This is a genomic window from Methylobacterium sp. D48H, from assembly GCF_053345715.1.
Genome location: NZ_JBKFAP010000007.1, coordinates 34,428 through 60,642, shown reverse-complemented (window position 1 = coordinate 60,642; position 26,215 = coordinate 34,428). Strand labels below are relative to the sequence as shown.

The following is a 26,215-nucleotide window of genomic DNA, read 5'->3' as shown; positions in this document are numbered from 1 at the left end:
GACGATGCTGGCCGCCTTCTCATGGGCCGGGGTCTCGCGGTCTCAACGGATGCCTGCCCGCGTCCCCTTGGACAGGGTGAAGGTGATCCGGAACTCGCCGGCGCGGTTGCCCTTGCTGAACCGCTCCGGGCGCCTTCCCTGCTGCCAAACGTCGCCCGAGCGTTCGAGCGCCCGCAGAGTCGTCCAGTCGGCCGGGCCGGTCCGCTCGACGAGCTCGCCCTCGCGGTAGACGAAGGTCGCGCCGGCGGGATTCTCGTACAGCCACTCCCGCGCTTCGGTGGACGCGAAGGACCGCGTGTAGACGTGCCGGGAGAACGACATGATCAGGACCTCCCCGCCTTCTCGACCTCGGCGGCCGGGTCTTCCCAACCCTGGCTCTGCTCGACCGTCGGCGGCACCGGCGGCAGGTGGGGCAGCCGTCGCCCGAGCCGGACGCGGGCCGCGCGCAGGTCCCGGGCGATCCCGGGGCACGCGTCATCGTCCTCGCAACCCTCGACGCGGTAGACCTCGAACCGCCGCACGAGCTCGTCGACCTCGGCGATGAAGGGGCCGTACCCGGGATCCCGGCGCGCCTTGTCCAGGGCCTCGCGCACGGCGACTTGGACGGCGGCGGTGCGCTGGTCCGGACCGCCAGGATAGACGCGCCTTTCGAGGGCACGGATCGCCTGCGCTGCCTCCAGCGCGAGTTGGTCGAGGTAAGCGTCCATCAAGACCTCTCGTGCTGGTAGGCGAGCGCCCGGACGGCGCAGGCGAGGATGGCGCGGCACTCACGATGCAGGCCGTCGCCGGGGGCGAGGTCCTCGTCCCACGTCTCGACGGCGCCCTCGACATCGAGGGGCCACTCACGGTGCAGGCGCTCGCTGGAGGGGCCGGCGTAATCGGGCCCCGGGGACGCATGCCCGGTTAGCCCGCACAGGCCCGACGAGACCCAGAACCCCGGCAGGGCGGCCGCCACGAACGCGCGCGCGGCGTCGAGGCTGCCCGTGTAGGCGGCCGCCTCCGCCGACGGCCGCTTGAGACCGAGGACGACATTGAGGGCGACGTCGAGATCCCGGCCCGGGCCCTCGGGCTGCTCCAGCAGGACGAGCAGGAGCGCGAGGCGGTGCCGCCGCGCGGCCCGATCTAGGCAGGCCTCCTGATCCTCGCCGCCGAAGCCGGCGGCGCAATCGTCCAGGTAGCGCTGCTGGATGTGTCGGATCCGGTCGAGAGCCGGGGTGTCGCGCTCGTCGCGGCGGCGGGCCTTGGCCTCGCGGAGGACGTCCATGGTCGACATGGTCAGGCCTTCCTCGTCAGCTTGGCGAGGTCCATGCCGCGGTACATCACGTACTCGTCGTCTTCGACGTCGCGGACGCTCTCGGTACTGGCGCCGAAATCGTAGGCGCCGCGCTCGTAGCCCTCACGGTAGGCCGCCTCCATGGTCGCCTCGCGGACGAACCCGGCGTCGCGAAGGACCTTCAAGACCAGATCCGTGTCGGTGTAGTTCCACTGGATGTAGCCGACGCCGGCATCGAGCGCGGCCGTGACCACTTCCTCGTCCGTCTTCTCCTTCAGCCCGGCGAGGCGCGCCTCCTCCGCCCGGGCCCGCTCGGCACGCAGGCCCGAGAGCGTTCTCTCGAACTCCTCGACCTCTTCCGGCTGCAGGGCGGCGACGCTCGCCGCTAGGTCGTCGACCTTGATGGCCATGGACTGTTCTCGAATTTGGGACCTGAGAACAGGTTATCCTGGCCGCGCCATGGGAAAAGGGGCGGCGGGGCGGACCTCACGTCGTCGTTGACAAGTACGGCCGCCGTTAACCCTCGACCCCCAAGGCGGCTAGACCCTGGCCGGTGCTTGTGCGCCTCATACGCGACGGCCGCAGAACGTGGCCGGCATCCCCAAAATCAGGGCGGTCCCGCTCGGGACTCTGCAGGCGGACCTCGGCCCGCCAGCGCGAGATATGGTTGATAAAATCCTATTGGCCTCCCATATAGGTCAATGTGGCTCGACAAGGTCGGCCACTGATTTCCCTGAGAGGGTCCCCATGAACACTCCCGACACCACCTTCACGTCCCGTGCTGCCCTCGTGGCGCGCATCGCCGCCAATGCGCAGGCGTGGAACCAGCTCCACACCGACATCGAGAACACGATCGCGGCCTACGGCTGCGGCAGCGTCTCCGAGTACCGCTACCAGACGCTCGACGGCATCCGCATCCGCGGCCTGGATCTGCAGGCCGACCTGCGCGAGCTCGACGCAACGGCGGCCGCGGCCCTCCGCCCGGTTATGGTCCAGCAGCAGGCTCAGCTCCAGCAAGCCGACGCGTCCAAGCCCGCCGGCGCCGCGACCTGCGAGGCCTGCGGGCGCCCGCTCACGGATCCCTACAGCATCAAGGCGGGGATCGGGCCGGTCTGCCGCGCGGCGGGGCACACGCGTCGCCAGCTCCACCTCGACGATTTCCTCGCCGGCGCCGATTTCGAGAGCGAGGTCGTCGGCGACGTCATCACGCTGATCGACCTGGATCAGGGGGGGCCGACCGTCACGAACGCTGTCGAGGCCGTCATCGCGGACCTGCGGTACCAGAAGTTCGATCTCAGCAAGCCGGTGATCTACCGGGACTCGCGCGGCATCTGGGACGAGATCGTCTTGCAGGATGGGCAGTTCGCCGGGTTCCGGTCCATCGGCACCAAGAACAGGTGCGAGGCCCTGGAGGTCATCGCCCGGCGCCGGATCCAGTCGACGCCGGTCACGGTCATGTCCGTGACTGATTTCCTCTCCGCCGGGGCGGCCGCGTTCACCGAGGTCGCCCGCATCGAGACGGATCAGGACGGCCGCGTGTTGTCCGTCACGTTCCCGCGCGCCTGAGGGAGGGGACCATGGCCAAGAAGATCAAGACGGGCGCCGCCCACCTGCTGCTCCTCAGCGAGGTCGAGCAAAAGCTCGCCCCGCTCCTGATGTCCGATTACACGGCCCAGGTGCTGCTCGACCTCAGCCCGCGCCACGAGGCCTTCATGACGACCGGCCTCTACTTCTTCAAGATCGCGAGGGCCGAGAAGCACGATACGATGTTCGCGTGGATCCGGTTCTATCCGTATCCGTCCGAAGGAGACCGGCGGTTCCAGATGGAAATCGCCTACGGCGCCCCTGTGTGGACCGCCCAGGCCGATACGGCTGAGGAGGCTGTGAAGGCCACCGACGCGGCCCTGAAGCGCCTGGTGGCCGAGGAGCGCGCGGCCCGGCGTGCCCAGAGGGCTGAGTGGCTCGCGGAGTACGACCGCCGGCAGGCCGAGGCCTCCGCGTGAACGCCGTCCGCCTCATCACCATCGCCGGGCGCGCCTATGCGGTGCGCTACAGCCTCTGGCCGGTGGCCAATGACACTTTCGACGGCCGCCGTATCGTGGCCGTCGACCTTCTCGCACCTGCTGCACGAGAGACCCGTGACAATTCTGCTCTGCCCCGTCCCCGATGATCCCCGGTACCCCGGCGTGCCCGTCGGGCGTGTCGGGGACGTCGGCCTCGCGAATCTCAAGGGCACCGTCCCCGAAAAGGGGAAGGTGCTCTCGTACGTGGCGCGCCAGCCGTACATCGACGGTGAGCCGGTCGACCCGGCGGACATCGGCCAGGCCATGATCGAGGCCGTAGAGAGAGCAGCGGGTCGCCTCTTTGGTGACTTGTGGGTCGGCCCCCTGCAGATCGTGACCGGCCTCGGCCAGCGCACGGTCCAGAGGGACCGCATCCGCCGCTACGCCCTGCCGACGCCGGCGCTCCTTTTTCTCGGCCGCTCGATCTACGTCGATCACCCGCGAGCCGTCGGCTACCTGATGCTCAGCGTGGCGACGATGTGGGACGACATCGGGCGGGACGATCCGTACCACGCCAGCACGGGGGCGTTGACCGACACCTCAAAGAGGGACTTGGACCGCCGCCTCCAGTCAGTCATGCGGGCCGCGCAGGACCTCGTCGAGGAGATCCGCGAGGAGACCGGCCGCGCCCGCATGGAGCGGCTGTCGAGGGCCGGCGAAACGGAAGCTTAACGCTTCTCCGTCATGATGCATGCCCTCCCTGAGCACGGCTAAGTCGGCCCGGGGAGGACATTGCCATCAGCGGCTTCGGCGCACTGCCGGGACGCACGGAGACTTCCGATGACCGACGACCCGCAGCGGGTTGCAGAAGCGCGCCTGTCGCTTCGCATCCACACGCCCCCCACCGTCACGCCCCCCCACGCCCCGCCGGACCTCGACGCCCTCTACAAGGGCGCCCCGTTCGCGTGGTCGAACCCGTTTTTGGACTGCCGCGCCTGGGCGCTGCAAGTCGAGACGTCCAGCCTGCCGCCGCTGCTCGTGGCGCTGCTGGATCCCCTGCGCGAGCATCCCCAGCTTGACGACGTCGTCGCCTTGGCCGAGCGCGCCGAGCAGTACGAGCTCGACGAGAGCCTGACGACGGACGTCCAATGGGCCTGCGGGCTGATGGCGGCCCGGCTCCGGTTCGTGGCCGCCTACATGGGGCACTACATCTCTACCTGCATGGCGTATCACGCCGTGAGTGTCGCGGCGTCGGGACAGCATGACGATGCGATCCTGTACCTGATGCTCACCACAGTCGCTGTGCTCAGGGAAGTGGGGCACCGGCAAGTCGCCGACGCTTACGACCCAGCGAAGGACGCGGACATCACGAAGCTGCGCGGGCTCGTCGTCCCTGACATGGAGCGCGACGCCGACGTCGTCGAGTTTTGGCGCAGGCTCCGCGGTGAGGATACCCAGGCCTCCGGGACGGACGAGCCCCGGGGCGCCGTCCGGGACGACACGGGGCTCGATCCCCGCGATCCTGACCACGTGGATTTCCGGCGCGACGATCTCGGCGACCTCGACGGGCCGAGCCTGCAAGTCCTCGCGACGGTCCAGCACCTGCCGGGCGGCGCCAAGGACGGCGGCCGCCCGTCGGGTGGCAGCACGCCCAAGGCGGAGTATGCCCCGATGGCCGGCCGACGCCTGCCATGCGTCCCGCCTCCGGATCTGCCGGCGGTGCGGGCGCGCCTCGTCTCCCGCTACCCGCACGCCGCGGCGGTGATAGACCGCATGCTCGCGCTGGCGGTCGGGCAGCGGTACGCGCGCCTGCGGCCCGTCCTGCTGGTCGGTCCGCCCGGCTGCGGGAAGACGCGGTTGGCCCGGGAGCTCTGCGAAGCGATGGGCCTTACGGTCACGGTCTACTCGTGCGCCGGCGTGGCGGACTCGTCCCTGATCGGTACCAATCGCCAGTGGGGTACCGGGAGAGCATCTGTGCCGTTGCAGGCCATCAGGAAGGCGATGATGGCCTCGGTCGCGATCGTGGTGGACGAGATCGACAAGGTTGGGACGAGCCGCCACAACGGCAACGCTCAGGACGGCATGCTCAGCATGCTCGACCACGCAAGCCGGTATCACGACCCCTACCTGGAGTGCGACACGGACCTGTCAGGCGCGACTTTCGTGGCAACGGCGAACACCCTCGCGGGCGTCTCCGCCCCTCTGCTGGACAGGTTCCTGGTCCTTCAGATGCCGCCCCCGACGCGAGAGTCCCTGCCGGTGCTAGTGGACGAGATCCTCGCCGATCTGCGCGAGGAGACCGGGCAGGACGAGGACTGGCTTCCCGGCCTAGATGGCGAGGAGCTCACTGCGGTCCTGGAGAACTTTCGCCCAGGCTCCAGCATCAGGGCCCTGCGCCGATTGGTCGAGGCCGTCGTCTCGGCCCGCGCCGTCCTCGCGCCGCGCCACTAGGGAGGCGAGCATGACCCGTCAGCACGCCCCCGTGTGGGACTACCTGCGCGAGACCCTCCGCGCCCACCGCTCCTCCGGCGCCTGCGACGAGCGCGTCGGGCCGGTGCTCGACGAGTACCTCGGGCACCTAGCGCGCCTCGTCACCACCCGTGAGGTGACCCTTGCCGAGGGCCTTGTCCTCGCCAACCGGGTCGTCAGCTTCGCCGGCCAGTGCCGCCCCCTGTCGGAGGCGCGCCATGCCCCCCGGTGATCCCATCGCCGAAGCGGCCGCCCGCATCCAGGCGGCCTGGGAGGCTGGCCGGATCTGCCGCCTCGCCGGTGCCGGCCTGCGGGCCCGGGCGATGGAGGCAGGGCGCCTGCGCGATGCCGGCGTCCTGAGTTCCGCGGCGGCCGCCGGCATCGCCGCCGCGGCGGAGAACGTCGCCCTGGCGTTCGAGCCCGTCGGGCCGGGGCGGTGACGGACGTCTATCGCAACCTCACGCGCCGGCTCTGGTCGGTACGTGAGGGCGGCCGCGTCATCGAGCACGTCCAAGAGATCTCGCTCCGGGACGTGCGCCTGGTGGTCCAGCCCGGCGGCCGCCTCGCCTGCCTGCGAACCGGCACCAGGTCCGTGCATGCCTACGCCAGGGGGGTGCGGATCCCGTACGACGGCACCCCACCCGGTGCGATCGAGGTTGGGTATAACCCGTGGTTTGATGAGTTTTTCACCTCGCGCCCAGGGTTTTCGAAAGTTGTTGTCGCTAGGGTCATAGCATTCACGACAGCCGGAAAAGCCCTCGCGCTCCTCTAGAGCCGGACCGGAGGATTCTGCCATGACAGCTCGCCTGTGGGTCCTCTCGGACCTGCACCTTGATGTGCATCCCCTCGATCTCGACCCGCCCGAGCACGACGTTGCCGTCGTCGCGGGGGACGTGTCGGCGAGGCTCTGCAGCCGGGTGCTGCCGTGGCTGCGGGGGCGGTGCCCGGGGCCCGTGGTCTATGTCCCCGGCAACCACGACTTCTACAGATGCACCTACCAGAAGGAAGTTGCGGAGGCCCGCGAGCTCGCGGCGGCTGCTGGCGTGACGCTCCTCGTCGAGGGCGAGACGGCCGTCCTTGCCGGCGTGCGTTTCGTCGGGGGGACCCTATGGACTGACTGGTCGCTGCGGCCGGACGAGCGGTCGAATGCTGTCCAGACCGCCGCGGGCCCGAGCGGCATGAACGACGTCAGAGCAATCAAGTGGCGCCGAGGGCCGCAGGACTACAGCAAGTTCCTGCCGAGGTACTCCGAGGGTCTCCATCGCGAGCAGCGCCGCCGGATCGAGGCAGCCCTGGCACTCCCGCACGCTGGGCCAACGGTCGTCGTCACCCACCACGCTCCCCACGAGCGGTCGCTCCGCGGCGGTGGGTGGCGTGAGCCCCTCGATGCCGCATACGCGAGCGACCTCTCGGCGGTGCTGGAGGGTTCCCACGCCCCCGATCTTTGGGTGCACGGGCACATCCATGAGTGCCGTGACTACACCGTCGGCCGGACGCGTGTCGTCGCGAACCCGCGGGGGTACGTCACAGAGTCGTCGCCGGCTCTGCCGCGGCGGACGAACATCGAGAACCCGGCGTTCGACCCGTCTTTCGTCGTGGAGGTCTGAGATGCGTGCCTTCTTCCTTGCGGTCGCCCTCGTGGCGACCGCCCCCGCCCTCGCCGGCGTCATGGACGAGCCCCGGTGGAGCGCCGGGACGGTCGAGCGCCGCGGTCACGACGAGCTGACGACCTCGCTCGATTTCGTCCGGACCGGCGTGGGCGAGTGGCGTGTCAAGGCACGGTGCGAGACGAGGGACACGCGGACGGGACGCTGGTCTGCCCGGACCGGCGCCGGCTGGGCTGTGAGGTCGATGGGTCTCGTCCTGATCGACGTCCCGCCGCTGGGACGACAGGTCTACAACCCGGTCAGCAACGAGGTCTTCGGGAACGCGAAGGCCTGCGCCGAAGGATCGGTCGACCTTGGGACGGGGGACTGATCCCCATCGGTCTGAAACACAGAAGGCCGGGGGATCGCCCCGGCCTTAGTAGCTATCGAGCCTTCGCTACCTTTTTCGTGCAGCGGTTTCAGACCCCCAACTCGCCCTGGATCCGGGCCGCCGCGGCCTCCTTGGCGAGGACGATGAGGTGTGCCGCCCAGCGATGCCGGAGCCACACGAGCCCCTGGCGGGTGACGCGGGTCTGGCTGGCGTACCGGTTCCGGGACAGCTTCGTGATCTTCACGTCGAAGCGCCCGTCGGCCCTGTGATCGGCATCAGGGAAAGTCTCGCCGGCCTTGTCGAAGACGATGTTGGAGCTCCGGAGCCAGGAGAAGAAGAGCTCCTGCCGGCCGCCGATCAACCTCGCCGCATCCGCGAGGCAGACCGTGCTCTTGTCGTCCATCAGCGCGTCGTACGCCTCCACCTTGGGGGCCTCCTGCTCGATCACCTCGTGCGCGATGGCCAGCGCGTGGGTCTTCTCCTCGACCTGCGCCTCCAGGGCGTCGATGCGATCCAGCTTGCCCAGCAGCAGGCGCCGGAGGGTGGCGGGGTCGTCGAGGTTGGGGGCATACGCCCCGGTCTGCCGGATCTGCGGGAGGACCTCGCCGGTCACCCAGCGCCGGAACCGGTGCGAGACCGTGCCCTCGATGACCGCGCCGCGGTTCCGGAGGATGAGTGTGTAGAGCCCGCTCTCGGAGACGACGATCTGCGGGCCGACGCGACGGTCTAAGTTCATCTTAGACCGCTCGTCCCCATCGAGGGCCGCCGTCGAGGCCGACGCGTTCGTCAGCTTGAGGGCGTCGCATACGTCCTGCGCGACGAACCACGGTTTGCCGTCACGCTGGACGACGCGGATGGCGTGAGTCTCGAAATGGAAGGTGGACATGGCGCCCGCGCCCGTGACGGGGACGAGCGACGTGGTAGAGTGGCGGTCAGCCGAGGTCATAGGGGTCCATCCCTGTGCCGGTCAGGCCCCCGTCGCGGTGTTCCACCACCCGCGGGGGCCGCCCCTCGGCGAGGGGCTACACAGAGTCTAGCGATTCGTTTTTTCGCTGCCTGGACGCGGGCCCCGGGCCCTGGTGGCGCGCGGCCCCGGCCATCTCCGACCTGCCTGCATCAGGCGCCGCCCCTCGGTCGCGAGGTCGCTCAGGTCCCGGGGGCAGATCCAGTGCCAGCGCTCCAGGCACACGTCCCGACCGGAGACGTCCATGAGGTCGGCGACCTTCGTCGGGTCGATCTCGCGCGGAGCCGGGTAGACACCGTGGGGGTCGCCGAAGCGCCGGAACCGCTGGGTCACGTCCGCCTCATGGCCAGCGGGAGGAGCACGTTCGCCATGTCCACGGGCTCGTAGGTCGTCCGCGGGGCGAGGGCTTCGGCCTCATCGAGGGAGAGGCGGCCGCCGTCGCGCCGGCCCGACAGGATGTCGGCGAGCCGGAGCAGGAGGTCGTCGTCGGCGCCGGCGTCGGGCGCGGGCTGCAGGGCGGCCGCGTCGCTCATTCGGGATCCCGGGGACGGGAGCGGTGACAGGTTTCCCCCTGGTCCTCGATGACGCCGGTGAGCCTGCGGACCGCGCGCGTCAGCTCGTTCGCCGCCTCGCGCGCGTCGCCGATCAGGTCGCGGTCGTCGGCGTGCAGCCGCATCACCGCGAGTCGGGGGGCCGAACGGGGGCGCGGTATCGGAGGCCGTGGTATCCACCACCTTCCGTTGCTTGAGGATGCCGCCGACGATGCCGAGCACGCCGGCCAGCACGCCGCCGACCGAGGCGATGACGCCCTTCCAGGGCTCCAAGGCGGCCAGGATGGCTGACAGGTTCACGGCGCGAAGCTCCTCGGGAGCGGGGCCGGAGGGGCTGACCGCATCATCTCGAACACCCGGCCCGCGACGACGATGTCGCGTCCGGCCTTGAAGGCGGACCGGATGTCGGAGATCGCCAGCGCGGCCGAGAAGGCGGCGCCGGTCCCGAAGGCCCCGACCGACGGCACGTAGAAGAGGGTGGCGAGGTAGGCGTGGAGGCCCGCGCCCATCGCGGCGGTGAGGGCCCTGAGGAGCGGCGTGCGGCGCCAGTGGCCGTTGATGGCCAGCGCCGCGATGCGAACGAACGCCACGGCCCCGATCAGCAAGGCCCACTGGTTCTCGGGCATGACGGCGGCGAACCGATCCCACACCGCGCCGGTGGAGAAGGTCTTGCCCGGCAGGGCCAGGACGAGGGCCAGAAGGGCGTCGGTACCCGCGCAGTGCCATTCCAGGGCACGGCTCGGGGTGAACACCGTGGGGATGCTCCGGATCGACCTCATGGCTTCCACCCGCAGTGCGCGGCGCCGAACCGGTTGAAGGCGAGGTCCTCGCGCTTGGCCTCGTCCGACATGACCGCGATCTGGGCCTTCGAGGGACGCCGCGGCGAGGCGACGTCACAGAAGTTGCCCTGCGAGGTGGCGCACCCTGCAAGCGTCGCGGCCAGCAGAGTCGTGGCCAAAATCACCTTGACCATTGAGAGAGCTCCTCGGTGACGGCGTCGGCGGGCATCGCCTTCACCTGGGCCTCGATGCGCTCGCGGTCGGCCTTGGCCGCGGCGTTGGCCCGCTGGACCTCGGCGAGGGCCTCGTCGTGCCCGGCGCGCCGGATCCGGGCGGCCGCCACGAGCAGGGCCCAGCCGATGGCGGCCGCGATGGCCGCGCCCCGGGCGAGGCGGCTGTTGGCCAGCAGCGCCAGGGCGGCCGCGCCCCACGGGGAGAACATGAGCGCCACCGCGGCCGCGGCCGGGACGCCGGCGCTGATCAGGATCCAGGTCGACATCAGGCGACGAGCCTCCCCTCGCGGTAGGCCTCGACGGAGGCCTTCAAAATCGTGCGACCGATGACGGCGACGGTGGCGCATCCCCCGGCGAGCGCGAGGGCCTGCCAGTGCTCCACCAGCCACGACGTGGCAGTCGCGGTGACCCCGTCGCCGACGAGGCTGGTGATCGTCTCCTTGGCGCTGCGGGCCTGGTCGATGCCGTCCTTCACGGACGATGCCTTGTCGCTGAACAGCGCCACGTAGCCGGTGGCGCCGGTGGCCCCGCCCCATCCGAGCTTGTGCAGGCGGTCGCCGATCCGGGCGGTGATCGAGACCTTCTTGACCTCGGACTTGGACGCAACCTCGCGGGCGCCCTTGGCGATGGCGGGGGCGGCTTCCAGGGCAGCGACGAACGCGGGGGACGCGACGCCGTCGCCGGGCTGGCCGAGCTCGACCTGGGCGGCCGCCACGGCGCGGCGGGTTGCCGGGCCGTACTTGCCGTCGGGCTTCAGGGCGATGCCGAACCCGACGAGCGTCTCCTGCAGGGCGCGGACGCGGGGGCCGGCGTCGCCGAGCTTCAGGGTGGAGGCATCGGCCACGGCCGCCGGCGCCGGGGCGGCGCGGAGCTTTGTCGACCACTCGGCATAGGCATCGGCCAGCTTCTTGTCGTAGGCGTTCTTGCGGTAGGCGGTGCCGTTGTACCCCTTCGCGAACGCGGCCCAGTTGCGGGCGGCCAAGTGCTTCGTCAGGCCCTTCGACCGCATGAAGGCGACGCCGGCGCCGATGTGGGCCTCGATGCCGCCTCGGGTCAGGGCATCGTGCATCTCGACCGCGGAGCCGAACCCGGCGGCGCCGTGGTTCTCGCCCATGACCTGGAACAGGCCCATCGAGCACGAGCGGTACGCGGCCTCGGGATGGAGGGCCGCGGCGCGGGCGATGACGGCGAGCCGGCCGGCGCTGGTCTTCTGGTCGGCGTACTGAGAGCTGCCCGGGCCCAGCCACTTCGGGATCGCCAGGCCTTGCTTCTTCGCCTCAGGGAGGAGCTCGGGCGCGAGGGCGGCGAGGTTCTTCGTGAACCGGTGCCGCTCGAACAGCATGCACGTCTCGATGCCATCGGACGGATCCAGGTCGGCGGTCTCGAAAGGGCGGCCGCCAGTCTCGACCTGCGTGACCGTGAGGAGGCCTGCCGGCTCGATGCCGGCGTGGGGCGCCGCGGCCAGCACGGCGGCGATGATGGTTTCGGAGAGGCTATTCAGGGCCATCACGCAACTCGCGGCTCACTGAGATCGGGGATAGTCTTCCCGATCATTCCCACCGCGCGTTGCATCCCCCGATGCCTGTGCCGCGCGGCCGGGCAGGTTCACCGGATGGCGACGCGGATGTGGCCGCCGGCCTCGATGGAGGGCATGACGCCGACGCCGGCGGCCTCGGCCAGGAGCAGCGCGGTCTTGAGGCTGAAGTGCCAGTATTCCCGGCGGGCCAGCTTCAGGTACATGCGCTGGCGGATCGTCTTGTAGTTCCGCCAGAGGGAGGCGTAGGTCACCTTCCCGTCGTCGATGAGGTCACAGATCCGGTCGAGGATCACGTCACGCATCCGGGCCTCCGAGGCGGAGACGAACGGGGCGGGTGTCGAAGGGCGGGGGGTGCGCATACCTCCGGAGCGTTGCGATTCGTCCGGCACGCGACCAGAGGCAACTCAAGCGGGTTGCAAGGAATGCGTACCCAAATCTCCAGGGTCTCGGGCGGCGGTGATTGCGGGATGCAAGCTGGACCGTGCCGCCCGGGGCGCTGATCAGTCCCTGCCAGGGGTGGCCGTTAACAACCTGGCTAGAGGGAGATCGAGGGGATCATCCCGTGGCGAACGTATCCCATAATCGTGGAAAGATCGGCCGGGCGGCGGGTCCCGACGGTATGGGATTGGCGCGGCCGAACGGGCGTTCGGACCCGGGCATTAACAACATGCCCTGAGGGGATGCAGAGGGGCCTATGCCGTGGCGGACGTATCCATATAGTTGAAGGATGATCGAGCCGACTGGCGACGCTGTCCCGGGGCGTGGCGGGCCATATCCAGGTTCGGGCGAGACGCTTGCGAAGATCGGGTAGGCGATCCGACGGCGCCACAGGCTCGGCCGTTAACAACTCGAACCGGGCCAATACGTAGACGATAGGCCTTGTCCTGTGCCGTGCGAGACGTATCCTATCAGTCGTGAAGAGCTCGGCCGCACCAACGGACCGGGCCAGCCAGGTCCCCCGTCGATGTCCGCCTCCCTCGAACTGTTCGACCGGCTGAACGCGTCCGCCCTCGCGTGGACGCGGACGCATCTCGCCGCGTCGCGAGGCACGGTCGACCGGTTCCGCCTGTACGAGCATCTCCTCGCAGAAGCCGCCGTCATCCGTTGCGACGTCGCCGGTGCGGCCGACCTGACTGATGCCGACGTCGCCGGCGCGATCGGGAACCTCACGAAGTTCTACGGCAAGTTCGTCCGGCGCCACGGCGTCGACAACGCCGCCGTGTTCAACAGCGTCTCCGAAGCCGCGCGGGCGTGGACGCAGGACCGTCTGGCCCGGCGCTCGGCCGGTGCCGTCCTGCAGGGGGTGGACAAGATCGACCTGTGGGACTGGCTTCAAGCACGGGTCGCTCAGGCTTGCGCCGACCTCGGTCTCGATCCGGCCGTGGCGCGGGCCGAGCAGGTCGTCGTCCGCGTCAACAGATTCTGCCTTTCGATGCGCCGGGCCAGCCGGAAGGCCATCATCAAGCCCGTCACGCCCCGCCTGAACAGCCGAGCCTCGCGCCAGGCCGACCTGGCCGTACACGTCGAGGACGCGCTGCAGGGGCTCATGCCGGGTCAGCAAGGGCCGGCGGTCACCGTCGACGACGTCCATCGGGCCATGCCGGCCTCGACACGCGTCGGGCCCGACGGGCAGCGCCTGCGCTCGTACAGCCGCACCGCAGTCGCCCGGAAGCTGGCCAGCCTTCGAGGCCAGCCCCGGCGCGAGGCCGCCATCGCCGCCCTGCGCCCCACGGTCCGCGACCTCGTCTGGTCCCTTGACCATGACCTGCCGGCGTCGACGGTGTCGGTCGTGACGCTGGCAGGTCTCGCCGGCCGCCTGTGGCCGGAGCAGGCCTCGAAAGCCGGCCGGTGCGTCCACGCCCGCCGGGTGCGCGACGCGCTGGCGGAGATCCCTGCAGGCCTTGGGCTCCACATCGAGACCGTCGGCGACGTCGTCATCGTGGGGCGCGGCCGCCGCATCCCGGCCGACCGTCGCGATGCCCTGCTGGCGCGCACGCCCCGGGCGCTGCCGGTGGGACTGATCCCGTCCCGGATGGGCGTCTGGGGCACACAGACCGGCGAGCTCGTCCAGGCGGCCCTGCAGGTCGTTTCCGGCCCGGCGCACGAGGACGATGTCGACACCGTCGCTCGCGCCCTCGGGCATCCCAACGGGGTGCCGGCGATGCGCGAGCTCGCGGCGGGCGGGCGCACGGATCCGCGCTGGTTCCCCGTGGCGAGCATGCGCCCGTCCCGGCGCCGGGGCGATGCCAAGTGGCGGCACGATGTGTGGGCTTGGGCCGAGTATGTCGTCGAGGGCTCCGACAGCATCACGGCCGACCGGTGGGGCACAGAGGATCAGGAAGCCGCCCTCTCGATCCTCAACCTGATCGCCGCCGCCGCTGAGTCCCCTCAGGGGCCTGTCGAGGGCACCCTGGCTCACCTGGCCGCTACTGTTCCCGCCCTGTCCCTGGCGAGCTCGGGAGCGCCCGCTTTCATGGTCCCGGACGACGGCGAGGCTTGGCGAGACTTCGCCGGCATCCAGCGCCTGCTCGCTGGCGCCACGCTAGACACATGGAGGTCTCTGGTCATGGGCACCGTCATCCGCCCGGGCCGCCGTCCCGCGACCGCGCCGGCGCTCCCGCAGCGTCCCATCCCGCCCATGCCCGTGCCGCCGCCCGCGCCCGAGCCGATCCGTTTCTCCTCTCCCGCCACGCTGGAGCGCAGGCCGCTCACGCCCGAGGCGGCCATCGCCATCCACGCCTCCGGCTACAACGGCCTGAGCGCCGAGGCCGCCGCCCTCCTGACGGCGTTCTACGGCAGCGCGACGGGCGGCACCGAGCTCGTTCCCGTCAACGCGGTCATGGGCCTGAACAGGGGCAAGCCATGCCTCGACCAGCGCGGTCAGCCGGTGATGGAGGAGCGCTCGATCCCGCGCCGTGTCATCGAGGTCGATGCCGCTACTGAGGCCCTGCGAGGATTCCTCAGGACCTGGCAGGTCTCGTCGCCCCGCCTCCATGCCCTCGATCAGGAGACAGGCGGCGCCGTCAGATGGGCGCTTAAGGTCGCCGGCATCGCCCTGGCGCGGGGCGAGGCGATGTCGGTCCCGTTCGCGACGTACTGCCTCGAAGCTACGGCTTCGGCCGCCGTCACGCACACGGCCATGGAGACGCTCGTGGCCGACATCATGACGATGCAGGCGCGGTTCATGCCCGAGCCCGCCACCGCCACCGCCACCGCCTGAGTTTGTCCCTTTCACGCCCCGGCTGCAGCCTGTGGGCATGATGACGCTCACGCCCTCCTACGCCGTCTCCCCCACGCCAGCGCCGTCGCACCCGGCTGTGACGAAGGCCGCCAGGCGCAAGGCCGACAGGGACCGCAAGAGGACCGCCAGGGCCGCCGCCAGGGAAGCCGGCGAGATCGAGCCCCGGTACGTCGATGCGGCCATCAGCGAGGCCCTGGTGGCTTATGCGGGCCTCGCCGGCCTGCATGCCTCCACGGTCAACCCGGCGGCCCTCGATGGCGCCGCCTTCAGGGTCTCGGACCTTATCGTGAAGGCCGGCGTCATCCTCCGCCGCCGCCGGGGGTGCACCTCAGCCGAAGCCACCAGGGCGTTGCTGGCGCGCCTGTCCCCGGCCCGGCACCTAGCCCCATCGCGTGCCCAATAAGCCCATGGCATCTCCATGGGACGGCCATGGGATGCGGCTGCCCCGTATTTATCGGATGAGATCAAGTTCAATCTTCTCGCCGTTCGGTCGTTCTGCTGACTTGCTCAAGCCCTCATTTTGCGTCGAGCCGAGTGCATTTGGTTATCAAGCAAAAACGCCGCGTCAAGTACGTACGCGTACCTACTTTCCTGAGGATAATTCCGGCTTTAGGTTAGCGGCGAACTCGCGAGTTTTGCTGCAATTATGCGGCGGAAATTCAAAGGAAGGAAAATTGATGCAGCTGTCGTTTATTTTTATTGGCGGCCACGGAACTCGACCTGCTAAGCCGGCGAAGAAGACCATGAGGGCAGATCGCGCCCGCCCTATGCCGAAGTTCGATGCTTCGAACGATCTATTTTCCCAAGATTGTCGTGCGAGCTCGATCTTCGACGCACAGAACATGCTGGAAGAGAAAAATTTCGGACCTGCTGCTCCGAAGGCCCTGGCCTCGTCAGGTGGCGACGCAGTCATGCAGAAAGTTCGAGGTCTACTGCTTCAGTTCGGCCCGATGAAGCCCTTTGAGATAAAAAAGAGGTTGCCGCCGGACGCAGTCCGGGTGGCTGATGTCTACTGGAAGGACGGCACGAGGCTGTTCGCCAAAAAAATGGCCGATCGAGTCGGCCCGAAGGACTACTTCTATCCGATCGGCCGCGGCTACTACGCCGCTGGGATTAGGTAGGAATTGAAGGAAGGGTGGCGCATTAACCACCCTGCCGCTTACGCGACCACCTGAAAGCCTGGGTTGAAGAGCGTGAACCGGCCGTTCGGAACTGCCCGCCTCGACCTGATCGAACGGAGGGCGAGATCGACCAGGGTGTCAGGGGCATCTCCAGCCAGCACCCGCAACACCTGCGCCAGCATCAGGCACCCGGCTACCGGCCCGACGAAAGGCGCCCCCACGGCCGTCTAGGCCAGCCTCGTCAGGCCGCAGATGTCGCCGCCGGCATCCGAAAGGCGGCGATACCCCGGCCGCGAGAGGTCGGCCGCGCCCCATGCGTGACCACCCCGTCCCCATATCTCGGCTGCGGACTTCGGCGACGGGAACGTGTGGACCCTGAGCGCCCGGAAGTCCTAGGCACTGGCGCCGATGCCGGCCTCGACTACCAGGGGGAAACCCGGCACCTCGACCTGCGACCTCGCAAGCGCGTTGTCCACGCCGCAGACCAGTACGGCCGGGTCGTCCTCGGCCCGCCGTCGGAAGCCGCCGTCGAACGGACGTTCCACGAGCACGGTGTTGAAGCCGTGCCGGTCAAGAACGTCGGCAACGGCTCGCGTCTTACTCCTGCCGAGCATCCCTCCGGCGGCAAGGCAGGCCGTTGATGGCGATCGTTCAGGAGGGCCAGAACGACGGCTTCGTCCGGAAGGTCGTCGATCTGGTCGAGCGCGGTGGCGACGCGCTTCGGACAGGTCAGATATCGGACATGTCTCCCCGCTACTTTGGGGAGGCCAAGCCCTCCCATGGACCTCTGATCTGTCGGGGCTGCAAAAAACCACTGGACGCAATGACCAAGTCTAGCTGCAGAAGCTCAATGGCGTTCGACGAAAGCTTCGTGGCATCGTGCCTTCGGACGCCTCGGAAATCAGAAATTTAACTCACATAAGGAACTTTTTGCTTCGCGGCAGACGAAATTATCGTCAAAAAGGACGATGATTGCTCGTCCAAGAGAGCTCCTACCACAGCTGTTCATGACGCGGACCAGTTCTGCGCCGAACCAGTTCTCACTCAAAAGCTGCGCACGATCCTGGTCAAGTTGGAGATGGCCGATGCCGCCAAGCTCAGCAGTTCGGCTTCGACTGCCATGTGCCAACCAATGACACTCCCAGTGCAACCAGTTCGAGCGTGAACTAGTTCGAAATAATCTTCATTTAATTCAGATGCAGCAACTTGATAGGAGATCGATCAATGTCAAATGAGGAAAAATCTCTATTACTTGTACCGGCCGATGACCAAGCCCTGATCTTGGGCCACAACGCAAATAAATTTGTAGAATTGGATCAGCTTTTGGGAATGCTAAGGCGCAAAAACAATGCCCTTATGGAAAAGGCGTTTGCGTTGTCAAAAGATAAATTGACTAGAAGCATTATTTGGAGACTGTCAGAATCTGGTCCACTAACAGCAAAAGAACTTTCTGCATTAACAGGAAGTTCCCCAAGCACTATCAGCGGAGTAGTAACACGTCTTGTTAGTCAAGAAATCGTTGTCAAACGAAATGGTCCAAGAGGAACCGAGCCAATATCAATAAGCGAAGAGTATCAAGCGCCGATAAAACAACATGTCGAGTATGTCAAATATCTGCTGGGGGAGTCATTTTGTGTTTTAGGAACACAAGAGAGAGATATTTTCATCGATAATATTCGGAAGATAACAAAAAGATTAGATGAGCTAGCAGAAATAGTTGACAAAAATCCGGGACACTATTTTATTTTTGATGATGCTAATGAGGACGAAACTGCCGGCGAAAGATCCTCTAGTTCCAAAAAAGGCGGGGAAAGCCAAAAAAGTGGGAAGCAAAGGCGAAAAAATAATAGCTACAATGTAACAATTGTCGACAAACAAACACATATTTTAGAGAGAATAATAAAGATTACTTCAAATACTTAACTCAGTAAGCAGCTCCGTGATGCTAGACATGGGCCTGCGACATCTTCAGGTGAAGCTGCATCGCCCGCCGTCCCAACTCCGCGTCCTGCAGGCGCGCGGCGATGACGATGTCCTCGTGATGGTGGAGGCTCTGAAGGTGTTTCGCCGGCGTGTAAAGGTAGAAGGACCGGATTACCACGGGCATGTCGATCATCGGTTCGGCCAGCGCGCCATGGCGCAAGGCGTTGGTGGTGAGCTCGTGCTGGGCCATGCCGGCCGGCACGGCGAGCTCGGACGGCAGAACGGCCTTCGGTCCCTCCAGGCTCAGGGTTCGCGAAGGACGTCGCCGTCGCAGCTGATCCGAAAGCGGCTGGGGGCGAACGGACGACCTTGTCCCGCCGGCGAGAACCGGGCATGCTCCTACCGTCAACAGTAGGTCAGATGCCCTTTTGATCCGCGCGCCGGATCCCGACGATCGCTTCGGACCAGCCCTTCTGGCTCACATCAACCTGACGTGATCGTCTCGTTCGAAACCGCTGCCCTGCGCACGTTGTGCGCCACTCAAGATGCCGCCGAGCGCGAGCTCGGGTTGGCCGATGCGCGCTCGCTCCTCACGATCCTGTCAGACATCGAGGCTTTGGATACCGCTAATGAGTTCCTGGAACTTGCGGTGGACGATGCTAGAGTCTCCGCGAGCGACGAAATCGAGGTGACCGTGGGACCGGAGCGTCATGCGGTCCTCGTGCCGGTCGGCTCGCGCTATCTCAAACATCCCGACGGGAGCCCCGATTGGTCGACCGTCAAATATCTCAAGCTGACGGCCTTGCCGCCGCGCCTATGATGACCGAGCCCGCCTTCGACCGCGACTGGTTCTCAAAACCCGCCGATTCGTTGCTGGCCTTGATGCAGCGCAAGCGGCTGGCCCCCTCCGATGTCGCACGGGAGTTGCCGGGCGGCCTCGCAACGCTCCGCGGCCTGCTGACAGGCGACGTCGCGATCGACGACGCCGTCGCGGGAGGCCTCGCGGCCAGCGTGGGCGGCACGGCGGCGTTCTGGTTGCGTCGGCAGGGATTGTACGAGGCCTGTCTCGGCCGCGTGGTCGACGCTGTGCTGGCAACCGACGGCGACGCGTGGCTGGCGAAGGTTCCGGTGCCGGCGTCAGCTGGACCGGCCATCCACGGCCGCACGGCCGATGACAGCCGCCGCGCCGCCGTCGAGCGGCGGCTCGTGTTCTTCGACGTCAATGGCGCGGAGGCGTGGTCCCGCCGCTATGGGGCCTTGCGCTGCGAGACGCGTTTTCGCGAGTCTGCCGCTTTCGAGGTGCATCCCGGCGCCACCGCCATGTGGCTGCGGCAGGGTGAGGTTGAGGCCGCACTGGTCTCGACGGCCGCATGGGATCCCGACGGGCTGCGCGCGGCGATCGGCGAGATTGTCGGACTCAGCCGGATCGGCCAGCCCGTGCGTTTTCTCCCGCGGCTAAGGGATCTGCTGGCCCGGTTCGGCGTCGCGCTCGCGGTCGTGAGGGCGCCCGAGGGCTGCCGGGCGAGCGGCGCGGCACGAATGCTTTCCCCGACCAAGGCCATGGTCCTGGCGAGCTTCAGGCACCGCTCGGACGACCATTTCTGGTTCACGCTGCTCCACGAGATCGGCCACCTTCTCTTGCACGGGGGGCGCACGTTCGTCGACGAGGAGGGCGCAGACGAGGACGAGCCCGAACGCGAGGCGAACGTGTTCGCTGACGACCACATCATCCCGCCGGACCGGCGGCAGGAACTCGCGAGCCTTCGGCCAGACCACGAGCCGGTCATTCGATTCAGCCGCGAGCTGCGCGTCGCCCCGGGCCTTACGGTGGGCCAGATGCAGCATAGGGGCCTGATCCCGCACAGCCGGCTCAACAAGTTGCGGCGGAACTGGACCTGGGACGAGATCGACCCGGCCCTGTCCTAGCCCTTGAAGTGGATGAACTTGGTCGGGCTCTTCTGCCAGTTGCAGAGCGCGTCCTCCATGACCGCCATCCCGACGCCGACGTCCTTGTCCAGGGCGTCGAGGCCAGCCTGCAGCTTCTGGATCGACGAAGGGCCGTCCCGCCGGCCGTCGAGCAGCAGGCGGGCACCGTTTGCTGGGCCGGTGGCCCCCTGGAGGTAGGCCGAGCCCGCCGCGATAGGGGCGATGCCATACCGGCCGATCATGGACAGATAGTCGAATTTCGCGAGCCTGCCGAAGGTGGGGACGCGTAGTTCCCGATAGAGGGCATCGTAGATGGCGTGGGGGTCGTTGCCCGTTCGCCTGACGACGTCGGCGTAGAACCGGGCGTGGCCGGCTGGTCCGATCCAGCGCACATAGGCTGCGACGACCGCGGATATCGGCCGGTTCGAGTCGGGTCTGAGGCTCTCGTACTTCCTATGGTTCCCAAACTTGCCGCCGACCGACATCCAGTTCGCGCCAAGCCACGTCGTGAAAGCCCCGGAATCCGCGCTCACCGTAACCCAATCCCATCGGCCCGTGCCGAGGCGGCCGTACACGTCTTGCAAGCGTCGCCAGCCGCTGTCGGCTGGCCGCGCGAAATGGGTCATGAGGAAGATGAGCCATCCTGCCTCGTCCAGGTCTCCCTGACGGACATGGTACGTGACAGCCCGTTCGGCGTCGAAGCTCGCGTCGTTCGGGTTGGCTCGATCCGCGGAGATCGGCTTCGCCTGAACCTGCCTGTAGTACCTTTCGCGCCGAAGGCTCGCCACGAACTGCCAAGCCAGGACGTCGAGGGCACGGGGGTCTGCCAAGCCCGGCAGCGGGCCCGCATGCGCCCGGAGGGCCGCGGTCAGACGCGCGTGTTCTGGGGTCCAGCTCGGCCACATCAGAGCCTCCTCCCCCTGACGAACAGCGCTTGGCGCGGCATGGGACGACGCCTCGGCTTGTCGCGACGGCTGTCGACAAATATCCGAAAGGCCGGCGTGATGTCCGCCTTGAGCGTATCGAGCTTGGCCTCGTCGCCGGAGGCCCAGAACGCCTCCAGGAGACGGAGGAAGTCTGTCCAATAGGGGCCCAAGGTTCTCTCGGCCGCAGAGCGGGGTTCCCCAGCTCGGATCCTGCCCTCCGCCGCGACGAGGGTCTCGGCGAGCCCGAACGCATCACCCGGGGGCATCGGCTGCATCTCGACTATCTTCTGATGACCTTCCGAGACGTAGCCGCGGACCTTGTCGAGATCCGGTTCATAGATGTGCATGCTGCCCGCGTAGTGGAGGTACTCGCCCGGTTCGACGCCCAGGCGCCTCGCCATCATCTCCTGGAGCATGGTGAAGCAGAACACGTCGTGCGGGAGCCCCTTGTAGGCGTCGTTGGAACGCATGTTCGCTGATAGGTGCAGCAGCCCTTCCCGCAGGTGGAATTGCAGGCTGATGGTGCAAGGCACCTCGCGGTAGACGAAGCCTTCGCCCCGCGCGACAGCGTAATCGAGATCGATGTCCTCCGCATTGAAAAGCTGTATGACGGCGCGCTTAGACGTTGGCTTCCATTTGAGAAGCTTCGTGACGTTGTCGAGCTGGTCGATGCCGGACCGCATGGAGAAGATGCGGGGGCCATAGGCGCCCGGGATCTTCCCGTCGACTGCCTCCTCCTCATAGTCTGGGATGTAAGGCCGGATGAACTCCAGATCGCCCGAACCCGAGAGATACCAAAGGAATTCGGCGAGCGCGCTGAAAGGCTTCCCTCGGTTTTCGGACCGACTGAGGCGCGCCCGGGGCTTCCGGAGCCGGATCGCGGCTCCCAAGACCTCACAAGTAGAGCCGCGGGAGCCGGTGTTGGGACGGCCTGATCCCAATAGGGATTGGTACAGGTCGATTAGGATCTCATCCAAGCTGTCGCCGCATATCTCCATCGAACGCGCAACCGCTCCGAAATCGATCACCGCCGGGCAAGGTGCCGGATATCGGCTCGTTCGACGGTTCGCGCAAGCGTGCTTTGAGCGAGCCGAAGCCGATGCGCCTGCCGGTAGCGATGGCGGACGCTGAGTATCTGAACGAGAGAGCCAGTTGCCTGAGCTGCAGAGCGATCCGCTATCGGACCAAATGACATGACTGAGTTGGGTGGATTGCTGCTGTTCCGGTTTTGGGAGGGGGTTCGAAGAAAGCGGACGCTCTACAGTTGCCTGGAATTGGCCGAAACCTGCCGGTCGGCTTCCGAGTGAGCGAAACGGTAGAACGGACGTTCAATCCCATGTTGTCGCCCAGCACCTGACGCAATGACTGTCATCAAGGGGCGTCTACTCCGGGTCTCGCTACATACGAGGGGAGTGTCCCGCGCGCATCGTGGCCAATGCCAGGCCATGCCGCCTTGCCTTCGACCGATGCCGTGCCCAGGTCCGATCAGGCTGGCCCCGACGCCGGCGCGGAAGCAGGCGACATGCTGATCGAGATCGACATCCGAGAGGTCATCATCGACGGCGAGCGACACTACCGGGGTGCCGAGCGGGAGACCACCCGCCCGGTCGACCCGAGCATCGTGGGTGACCTGCTGGGCAAGTCACCGACGAACCCGAGCGGCCTTGGGGAGCGGTTTCCAGGCATCTGGAAGGCAATCCAGCGCTGGTATCCCGAGATCACCGTCGAGCCCATCCTATCCCCGCAGGGCGAGCCGGCCAGCGACGAACCACCGTCGCGCACATGGCACTTCCGCGGGCGCGGTGGTGTCGAGGTCAAGGTCCATGACGTCTGCGACCGGGACGGCGGCACGGTCCTATAACCGTGCGCCGCATCTCGGGACCAACCATCTATAGAGCCCCGTCACGTTTCGCGGCACCTCCTCTTGCGCCTTGTAACGGCAATGCCCAGGTCAAACACAGGATACGCGTCCTGCGCGTCCGGGCACCTTAACTGCAATCAGAGGGACAGACGTTCGGCACCACTGAATAACCGCGCAGCGCAGTCCTACCTGGAGTTGCCACGATGAAGGTTCGCGAGACAGCCAAGCACGTCGCCGGAACGGTGAAAATGGTTGCCGTCAAGGCGAAGGACGCGGTGATTTGGACGGCCAGAAAGATCGACTGGGCGATCAGCCCAGGAACCTACTTCAGGCACTTTTGGGTGCCCGACAAGAAGGAGGGGCGGACGCTCAGGGCGTACCTGTTTGCCGGCGTGGCGCTGGGCTGCTTCGCGGTCGTGGGAGCGACCATCGTGGCGGCTGCGGTACCGACGTTCACGGTCCCCACAGCGGTGGTGTATGCGGCCGGCTTCGGCCAGTTGGCACTCTTCGCCGACGACCACTTCAAGGAGATCCAGGCCCAGATGCCGCTCCTGTTCGGCGTGTGCAGTTGGGCGCCCTACGTCGGCATGGTCGGCATCTCGGGGGTTGCCCTGAAGAAGCATGGCCTCACCCTGGTCGGTAGCTTGGCGGCCGCTGATGGCCTGAAGTCGGCCGACCGTGAGGCGACGAAGCAGGTCCTCCTGCATTCCGGGCTCAGCGTGGTCCGCATTAAGACCGGGTCGCACAACTTGGTGTCGTTCTTCCGCCGCATGAAGCGGAAGCCGCACGACCCGGAGACGCCTCCGGCGGCGGCCTGATCCGGCGCACGGTCCGGCCAGAGGGGCGCGCCGAATCTCCGGCGCGCCCCTCTGGCGGCGTAAGCATGAACCGCCGCAGGTCGCCCGCAGGCCACATGCCAGACCACGCCGGCGTCGAAATAAACCCTTGCCCGCTATTTCACAGCCTGCGATATAGCGCCCCCATCGCTATTTAAGGGGCGCCCCATGCCTATCCAACGTCGCCGTATCGTCGAGACCAGCCTCGGGACACTGCTCTCCCGGACCGTCGACCGTCTTGGGCTGCCGCGTGGCACCCGTCTGGGCGTCGTCGTCGGCCATCGACAGGTCCGTGCCGACAGGCGCTTCCCCCGGACGCCGCTGCCGGGAACGGTCACGCCGAAGCCCGATGCCACGGTCAAGCAGGCGGTCGAGGCCCTGGTCCTGCCACGGTTGCCCCGCGACATGGCGAACCCGCGCATCGTGGCCTACCGGCCGGGCGAGCGCACGACCTCCTGCACCGGCACGCTGCTGCGCACCGCGCGCAACTGGGGTGACGGCAAGACGACGGCGCAAGCTGAAATCTTCGACGCGAAGGTGGAGACGACCGAGAACGAGCTCTGGTCTGTCTACTTTGGCGTGGAGGGCGACGATGCCGAGTCCAAGGAGGTAATGCTCCGCGCCATGTGCCGGCTGTTCGGCAGTGCTGCCGAGATGCACCGGATTATCGCCGGCCACACGTTCTGACGGAGAGCCCGCCTACGCTCCGCCTTCTCCTCCCGGGTACGGCCCTCGGCGCCGGCGCCGTCGTGCTCGACACCTGCGACGCCGACGGGATCGAGCGGTTCTTCGCCGGTCATGCGCCCTGGGACCACATCGCCGTGTCGGTCGCACAGACGGCGTGCGGGCCGGTGCGGAAGCTGGCCTTGAACGCCGCGTAGGCCGCGATGGACAGCAAGTTCTGGGGCGCCTACTGGATCGCCCGCTCGGTGCAGCTCCGGCCCGGCGGCTCGCTGACCTTCGTCTCGGGCTACATGAGCGAACGCCTGCAGGCCGCCGCTCCACTCCAGGGCGCGATCAACGCCGCGCTTGAGAGCCTTGCCCGCGGTCTGGCGCTGGAACTCGCGCCAACGCGGGTCAACTCGGTCTCGCTTGGCTTGATCGAGACACCGCTTTGGTCGCGCATGCCGGAGAAGGACCGGGCGGCCATGTACGCCAACGCGGTCTGTTCCTGGCAACCACGCCGTTTGCTACCGGCTCGACCGTTCGCGTCGATCGTGGCGGCGCAATCGGCTGACGCCATCCGCGCCCGGGATATGTCCGCTTCCAAGAGTTGACTCGGCAGAGGTGGAACGACTGCCTTGGGCGCCAGGACGAACGGCCGGTATAGCGCGAACTGGATTTCCGGCATGACTTAGTCTGGCCGAGAGCGGAACGACCGCTTTCAGCAGTAGAAACGAGGAAGCAGACCTTTGTTGCGGCCCGGGGCCTCATCTCAGTGTGCCTCGTTTCGGATCATCCACCCTGCAGATTCCACTGTTTGCTTGGATGGTGAAATCCGCTTGGAAGGCGAAGTGGCCTTGAATGCGGTGGCCGTGACATCAGCATGGTGTGGCCCATTAAGCGCCCCCTATGGCGGTCCGGCCCATCACCATACCGCCGGCCACCCGCTCTGCCGGGCGCTTCGCCTGGAAGGGAGCGCCCACCCAAGCGTCAACGGCTCGCGCATCGCGGGCGTACGGGTGCGCGAGGCAAGTCGAGGGCGTCCGCGTCCGCGTCCGCGCACCGGCGCGTCGTCGGTCGCGCGAGGTTTTCCGGTAAGACCCCGACGTCGCTCCGTTCACGCATGCCGGGCACGGGAACACGGCGGGCCGGAAGAAATTGAACCGCCGGTACGCGTCCCCCGACACGACATGGGCTTTGTCCCAGGCCCGAGATCATGACCGTCCTCCGAACCCAAATATACGCCTCGTCCAACGGCGACCGCCGGTTCCTCTGTCGTGGGGAAAACGCAGAGGATGTGTTCGTCTAACACGAACCTAACGGCCCCTCGGGCGGTACGCCGTCCCGGAGCGACCTAATGACGTTCCTCTCGACCGGGCACGGGGCGCCAGAGCGTCGGGCGCTGCTGGGCATGATCGGCGCGCTCGTGGACATCAACAGGGCCAGCCCCCCTTCCTCCGCCCAGGGACCCGAGCCGGGCGCGGCAGGCGCCGAACCGACGCCGGGCGAAGGTGCCTCGATGAGACCTTGAGCCTTCGGGCCGGATCGCACCTGCTATGCGGGGCCCGGCCCTTATCGAAGGGTTGGGGATTCGCCGGGCTTAAGATGGGGGTCGCCGCCATCAGGGCCGCCGAGAGCGACGTGGTCGTTGAGGCGCCCGAGGTGTTCGAAGACATGCTCGAAGGCAGCGGTCACGGCCTTTTCGAAGCTGCCGTCGCCCTTGCCCTGGGCATCCCGCAGCGCGCCCAGCAACTCGCGGTGCTTTTCGGTATCCGTGGACATGGCGTTCCTTTTTCGCCCGGGCCCGCCCCAGGGTTGAGGGGAAAGCCCCGGCTGAACGGCGCGGTTCCTGAGGGTTCGGTGAGGACCCCGAGCGCCCAATGCCTGGAACGGTCGGCACCCCGAAATGCCTCCGGCTGACTATCCCTCGCC

General features: G+C 67.4%; 38 protein-coding genes. 21 read left to right on the top strand and 17 right to left on the bottom strand.

The features are described from left to right. Positions 1-42: 42 nt before the first annotated feature. From ACLBX8_RS14475 to ACLBX8_RS14460, 4 genes are read right to left on the bottom strand one after another with little or no spacing between them, the layout of a single operon-like run. Positions 43-321, bottom strand: a complete 279-nt coding sequence (locus ACLBX8_RS14475; RefSeq protein WP_447715403.1) for a hypothetical protein — start codon at positions 319-321, stop codon at positions 43-45. Between the two features lie 2 nt (positions 322-323). Further along, the gene (locus ACLBX8_RS14470) at positions 324-707 is read right to left on the bottom strand and encodes a hypothetical protein (protein WP_447715402.1); all 384 of its coding nucleotides are present in this window, start codon (positions 705-707) and stop codon (positions 324-326) included. Continuing rightward, entirely contained in the window at positions 707-1,273 is a 567-nt protein-coding gene (locus ACLBX8_RS14465; RefSeq protein WP_447715401.1) for a hypothetical protein, read from the bottom strand. Before ACLBX8_RS14465 ends, ACLBX8_RS14470 begins: the two co-directional genes overlap by 1 nt. Before the next feature lie 2 nt (positions 1,274-1,275). Next, positions 1,276-1,683 (bottom strand): hypothetical protein, encoded by a 408-nt coding sequence (locus ACLBX8_RS14460; protein ID WP_447715400.1) that lies wholly within the window; start codon positions 1,681-1,683, stop codon positions 1,276-1,278. Between the two features lie 337 nt (positions 1,684-2,020). On the opposite strand from ACLBX8_RS14460, the gene ACLBX8_RS14455 reads away from it, so the two are divergent. The 9 genes from ACLBX8_RS14455 to ACLBX8_RS14415 all read left to right on the top strand — a co-directional run bounded on the left by ACLBX8_RS14455 (position 2,021) and on the right by ACLBX8_RS14415 (position 7,722). Further along, positions 2,021-2,839, top strand: a complete 819-nt coding sequence (locus tag ACLBX8_RS14455; RefSeq protein WP_447715399.1) for a DUF6011 domain-containing protein — start codon at positions 2,021-2,023, stop codon at positions 2,837-2,839. Between the two features lie 11 nt (positions 2,840-2,850). Further along, positions 2,851-3,276, top strand: coding sequence for a hypothetical protein (locus ACLBX8_RS14450; RefSeq protein ID WP_447715398.1), 426 nt, complete (start codon positions 2,851-2,853; stop codon positions 3,274-3,276). Positions 3,277-3,411: 135 nt separating this feature from the next. Continuing rightward, the gene (locus ACLBX8_RS14445; RefSeq protein WP_447715397.1) at positions 3,412-4,008 is read left to right on the top strand and encodes a hypothetical protein; all 597 of its coding nucleotides are present in this window, start codon (positions 3,412-3,414) and stop codon (positions 4,006-4,008) included. Positions 4,009-4,116: 108 nt separating this feature from the next. Next, positions 4,117-5,727 (top strand): AAA family ATPase, encoded by a 1,611-nt coding sequence (locus tag ACLBX8_RS14440; protein WP_447715396.1) that lies wholly within the window; start codon positions 4,117-4,119, stop codon positions 5,725-5,727. A 10-nt stretch (positions 5,728-5,737) separates the two neighbouring features. Beyond that, on the top strand, positions 5,738-5,977 hold the full coding sequence (locus tag ACLBX8_RS14435; protein WP_447715395.1) for a hypothetical protein: 240 nt from the start codon (positions 5,738-5,740) through the stop codon (positions 5,975-5,977). Continuing rightward, positions 5,964-6,185 carry a hypothetical protein gene (locus ACLBX8_RS14430; protein WP_447715394.1) on the top strand — a complete coding sequence of 74 codons (222 nt, stop codon included), beginning with the start codon at positions 5,964-5,966 and terminating at the stop codon, positions 6,183-6,185. The genes ACLBX8_RS14435 and ACLBX8_RS14430 overlap by 14 nt, the downstream gene beginning before the upstream one ends. Next, entirely contained in the window at positions 6,182-6,517 is a 336-nt protein-coding gene (locus ACLBX8_RS14425) for a hypothetical protein (RefSeq protein WP_447715393.1), read from the top strand. The genes ACLBX8_RS14430 and ACLBX8_RS14425 overlap by 4 nt, the downstream gene beginning before the upstream one ends. A gap of 22 nt (positions 6,518-6,539) precedes the next feature. Continuing rightward, on the top strand, positions 6,540-7,352 hold the full coding sequence (locus ACLBX8_RS14420; protein WP_447715392.1) for a metallophosphoesterase: 813 nt from the start codon (positions 6,540-6,542) through the stop codon (positions 7,350-7,352). A 1-nt stretch (position 7,353) separates the two neighbouring features. Continuing rightward, positions 7,354-7,722 (top strand): hypothetical protein, encoded by a 369-nt coding sequence (locus ACLBX8_RS14415; RefSeq protein ID WP_447715391.1) that lies wholly within the window; start codon positions 7,354-7,356, stop codon positions 7,720-7,722. A gap of 88 nt (positions 7,723-7,810) precedes the next feature. Here the strand turns inward: ACLBX8_RS14415 and ACLBX8_RS14410 are convergent, their stop codons facing one another. From ACLBX8_RS14410 to ACLBX8_RS14370, 9 genes are all read right to left on the bottom strand, one after another. Beyond that, entirely contained in the window at positions 7,811-8,668 is an 858-nt protein-coding gene (locus ACLBX8_RS14410) for a phage antirepressor (RefSeq protein WP_447715390.1), read from the bottom strand. 87 nt (positions 8,669-8,755) lie between these two features. Next, positions 8,756-9,019 (bottom strand): hypothetical protein, encoded by a 264-nt coding sequence (locus ACLBX8_RS14405; RefSeq protein ID WP_447715389.1) that lies wholly within the window; start codon positions 9,017-9,019, stop codon positions 8,756-8,758. Further along, complete coding sequence (locus ACLBX8_RS14400) at positions 9,016-9,219, bottom strand: hypothetical protein (protein ID WP_447715388.1); 204 nt, start codon at positions 9,217-9,219, stop codon at positions 9,016-9,018. The genes ACLBX8_RS14405 and ACLBX8_RS14400 overlap by 4 nt, the downstream gene beginning before the upstream one ends. Continuing rightward, entirely contained in the window at positions 9,216-9,362 is a 147-nt protein-coding gene (locus ACLBX8_RS14395) for a hypothetical protein (RefSeq protein WP_447715387.1), read from the bottom strand. The genes ACLBX8_RS14400 and ACLBX8_RS14395 overlap by 4 nt, the downstream gene beginning before the upstream one ends. Positions 9,363-9,533: 171 nt before the next feature. After that, positions 9,534-10,016, bottom strand: a complete 483-nt coding sequence (locus tag ACLBX8_RS14390; protein WP_447715386.1) for a hypothetical protein — start codon at positions 10,014-10,016, stop codon at positions 9,534-9,536. Further along, on the bottom strand, positions 10,013-10,210 hold the full coding sequence (locus tag ACLBX8_RS14385; RefSeq protein WP_447715385.1) for a hypothetical protein: 198 nt from the start codon (positions 10,208-10,210) through the stop codon (positions 10,013-10,015). The genes ACLBX8_RS14390 and ACLBX8_RS14385 overlap by 4 nt, the downstream gene beginning before the upstream one ends. Then, on the bottom strand, positions 10,198-10,515 hold the full coding sequence (locus tag ACLBX8_RS14380) for a hypothetical protein (RefSeq protein WP_447715384.1): 318 nt from the start codon (positions 10,513-10,515) through the stop codon (positions 10,198-10,200). The genes ACLBX8_RS14385 and ACLBX8_RS14380 overlap by 13 nt, the downstream gene beginning before the upstream one ends. Further along, a complete protein-coding gene (locus ACLBX8_RS14375; RefSeq protein ID WP_447715383.1) occupies positions 10,515-11,756 on the bottom strand; it encodes an N-acetylmuramidase domain-containing protein in 1,242 nt (413 codons plus the stop codon). The genes ACLBX8_RS14380 and ACLBX8_RS14375 overlap by 1 nt, the downstream gene beginning before the upstream one ends. A 98-nt stretch (positions 11,757-11,854) precedes the next feature. Then, positions 11,855-12,088 (bottom strand): hypothetical protein, encoded by a 234-nt coding sequence (locus ACLBX8_RS14370; RefSeq protein ID WP_447715382.1) that lies wholly within the window; start codon positions 12,086-12,088, stop codon positions 11,855-11,857. 662 nt (positions 12,089-12,750) lie between these two features. On the opposite strand from ACLBX8_RS14370, the gene ACLBX8_RS14365 reads away from it, so the two are divergent. The 5 genes from ACLBX8_RS14365 (at position 12,751) to ACLBX8_RS14345 (ending at position 18,071) form a co-directional block, all read left to right on the top strand. Beyond that, positions 12,751-15,006 carry a hypothetical protein gene (locus tag ACLBX8_RS14365; RefSeq protein WP_447715381.1) on the top strand — a complete coding sequence of 752 codons (2,256 nt, stop codon included), beginning with the start codon at positions 12,751-12,753 and terminating at the stop codon, positions 15,004-15,006. Positions 15,007-15,043: 37 nt separating this feature from the next. Next, entirely contained in the window at positions 15,044-15,430 is a 387-nt protein-coding gene (locus tag ACLBX8_RS14360; RefSeq protein WP_447715380.1) for a hypothetical protein, read from the top strand. Between the two features lie 31 nt (positions 15,431-15,461). Next, positions 15,462-16,148, top strand: coding sequence for a hypothetical protein (locus ACLBX8_RS14355; protein ID WP_447715379.1), 687 nt, complete (start codon positions 15,462-15,464; stop codon positions 16,146-16,148). Positions 16,149-16,516: 368 nt separating this feature from the next. After that, a complete protein-coding gene (locus ACLBX8_RS14350) occupies positions 16,517-16,789 on the top strand; it encodes a hypothetical protein (protein WP_447715378.1) in 273 nt (90 codons plus the stop codon). Between the two features lie 583 nt (positions 16,790-17,372). After that, positions 17,373-18,071 (top strand): MarR family winged helix-turn-helix transcriptional regulator, encoded by a 699-nt coding sequence (locus ACLBX8_RS14345; protein ID WP_447715377.1) that lies wholly within the window; start codon positions 17,373-17,375, stop codon positions 18,069-18,071. 22 nt (positions 18,072-18,093) lie between these two features. Here the strand turns inward: ACLBX8_RS14345 and ACLBX8_RS14340 are convergent, their stop codons facing one another. Continuing rightward, positions 18,094-18,333 carry an FCD domain-containing protein gene (locus ACLBX8_RS14340; RefSeq protein WP_447715376.1) on the bottom strand — a complete coding sequence of 80 codons (240 nt, stop codon included), beginning with the start codon at positions 18,331-18,333 and terminating at the stop codon, positions 18,094-18,096. A 231-nt stretch (positions 18,334-18,564) separates the two neighbouring features. Between ACLBX8_RS14340 and ACLBX8_RS14335 the strand changes: the two genes are divergently transcribed. After that, complete coding sequence (locus ACLBX8_RS14335; protein ID WP_447715375.1) at positions 18,565-18,891, top strand: hypothetical protein; 327 nt, start codon at positions 18,565-18,567, stop codon at positions 18,889-18,891. Further along, positions 18,840-19,997 carry an ImmA/IrrE family metallo-endopeptidase gene (locus ACLBX8_RS14330; RefSeq protein WP_447715374.1) on the top strand — a complete coding sequence of 386 codons (1,158 nt, stop codon included), beginning with the start codon at positions 18,840-18,842 and terminating at the stop codon, positions 19,995-19,997. Before ACLBX8_RS14335 ends, ACLBX8_RS14330 begins: the two co-directional genes overlap by 52 nt. Here ACLBX8_RS14330 and ACLBX8_RS14325 read toward each other — a convergent pair. Both ACLBX8_RS14325 and ACLBX8_RS14320 read right to left on the bottom strand, forming a co-directional pair. Next, positions 19,994-20,902, bottom strand: a complete 909-nt coding sequence (locus tag ACLBX8_RS14325; RefSeq protein WP_447715373.1) for an alpha-glutamyl/putrescinyl thymine pyrophosphorylase clade 3 protein — start codon at positions 20,900-20,902, stop codon at positions 19,994-19,996. The genes ACLBX8_RS14330 and ACLBX8_RS14325 overlap by 4 nt on opposite strands. After that, on the bottom strand, positions 20,902-21,813 hold the full coding sequence (locus tag ACLBX8_RS14320; RefSeq protein WP_447715372.1) for a thymidylate synthase: 912 nt from the start codon (positions 21,811-21,813) through the stop codon (positions 20,902-20,904). The genes ACLBX8_RS14325 and ACLBX8_RS14320 overlap by 1 nt, the downstream gene beginning before the upstream one ends. 632 nt (positions 21,814-22,445) lie before the next feature. Here ACLBX8_RS14320 and ACLBX8_RS14315 point away from each other — a divergent pair. The 5 genes from ACLBX8_RS14315 to ACLBX8_RS14295 all read left to right on the top strand — a co-directional run bounded on the left by ACLBX8_RS14315 (position 22,446) and on the right by ACLBX8_RS14295 (position 24,897). After that, the gene (locus ACLBX8_RS14315; protein ID WP_447715371.1) at positions 22,446-22,784 is read left to right on the top strand and encodes a hypothetical protein; all 339 of its coding nucleotides are present in this window, start codon (positions 22,446-22,448) and stop codon (positions 22,782-22,784) included. Positions 22,785-22,987: 203 nt separating this feature from the next. After that, positions 22,988-23,602: a hypothetical protein gene (locus ACLBX8_RS14310; RefSeq protein ID WP_447715370.1), complete on the top strand. Its 615-nt coding sequence runs from the start codon at positions 22,988-22,990 to the stop codon at positions 23,600-23,602. Between the two features lie 186 nt (positions 23,603-23,788). Beyond that, on the top strand, positions 23,789-24,307 hold the full coding sequence (locus tag ACLBX8_RS14305; protein ID WP_447715369.1) for a hypothetical protein: 519 nt from the start codon (positions 23,789-23,791) through the stop codon (positions 24,305-24,307). A 62-nt stretch (positions 24,308-24,369) separates the two neighbouring features. Next, positions 24,370-24,501: a hypothetical protein gene (locus ACLBX8_RS14300; RefSeq protein WP_447715368.1), complete on the top strand. Its 132-nt coding sequence runs from the start codon at positions 24,370-24,372 to the stop codon at positions 24,499-24,501. Between the two features lie 6 nt (positions 24,502-24,507). Beyond that, on the top strand, positions 24,508-24,897 hold the full coding sequence (locus tag ACLBX8_RS14295; RefSeq protein ID WP_447715367.1) for an SDR family oxidoreductase: 390 nt from the start codon (positions 24,508-24,510) through the stop codon (positions 24,895-24,897). Positions 24,898-25,855: 958 nt separating this feature from the next. Here the strand turns inward: ACLBX8_RS14295 and ACLBX8_RS14290 are convergent. Continuing rightward, on the bottom strand, positions 25,856-26,065 hold the full coding sequence (locus tag ACLBX8_RS14290; protein WP_447715366.1) for a hypothetical protein: 210 nt from the start codon (positions 26,063-26,065) through the stop codon (positions 25,856-25,858). Between the last annotated feature and the right edge of the window lie 150 nt (positions 26,066-26,215).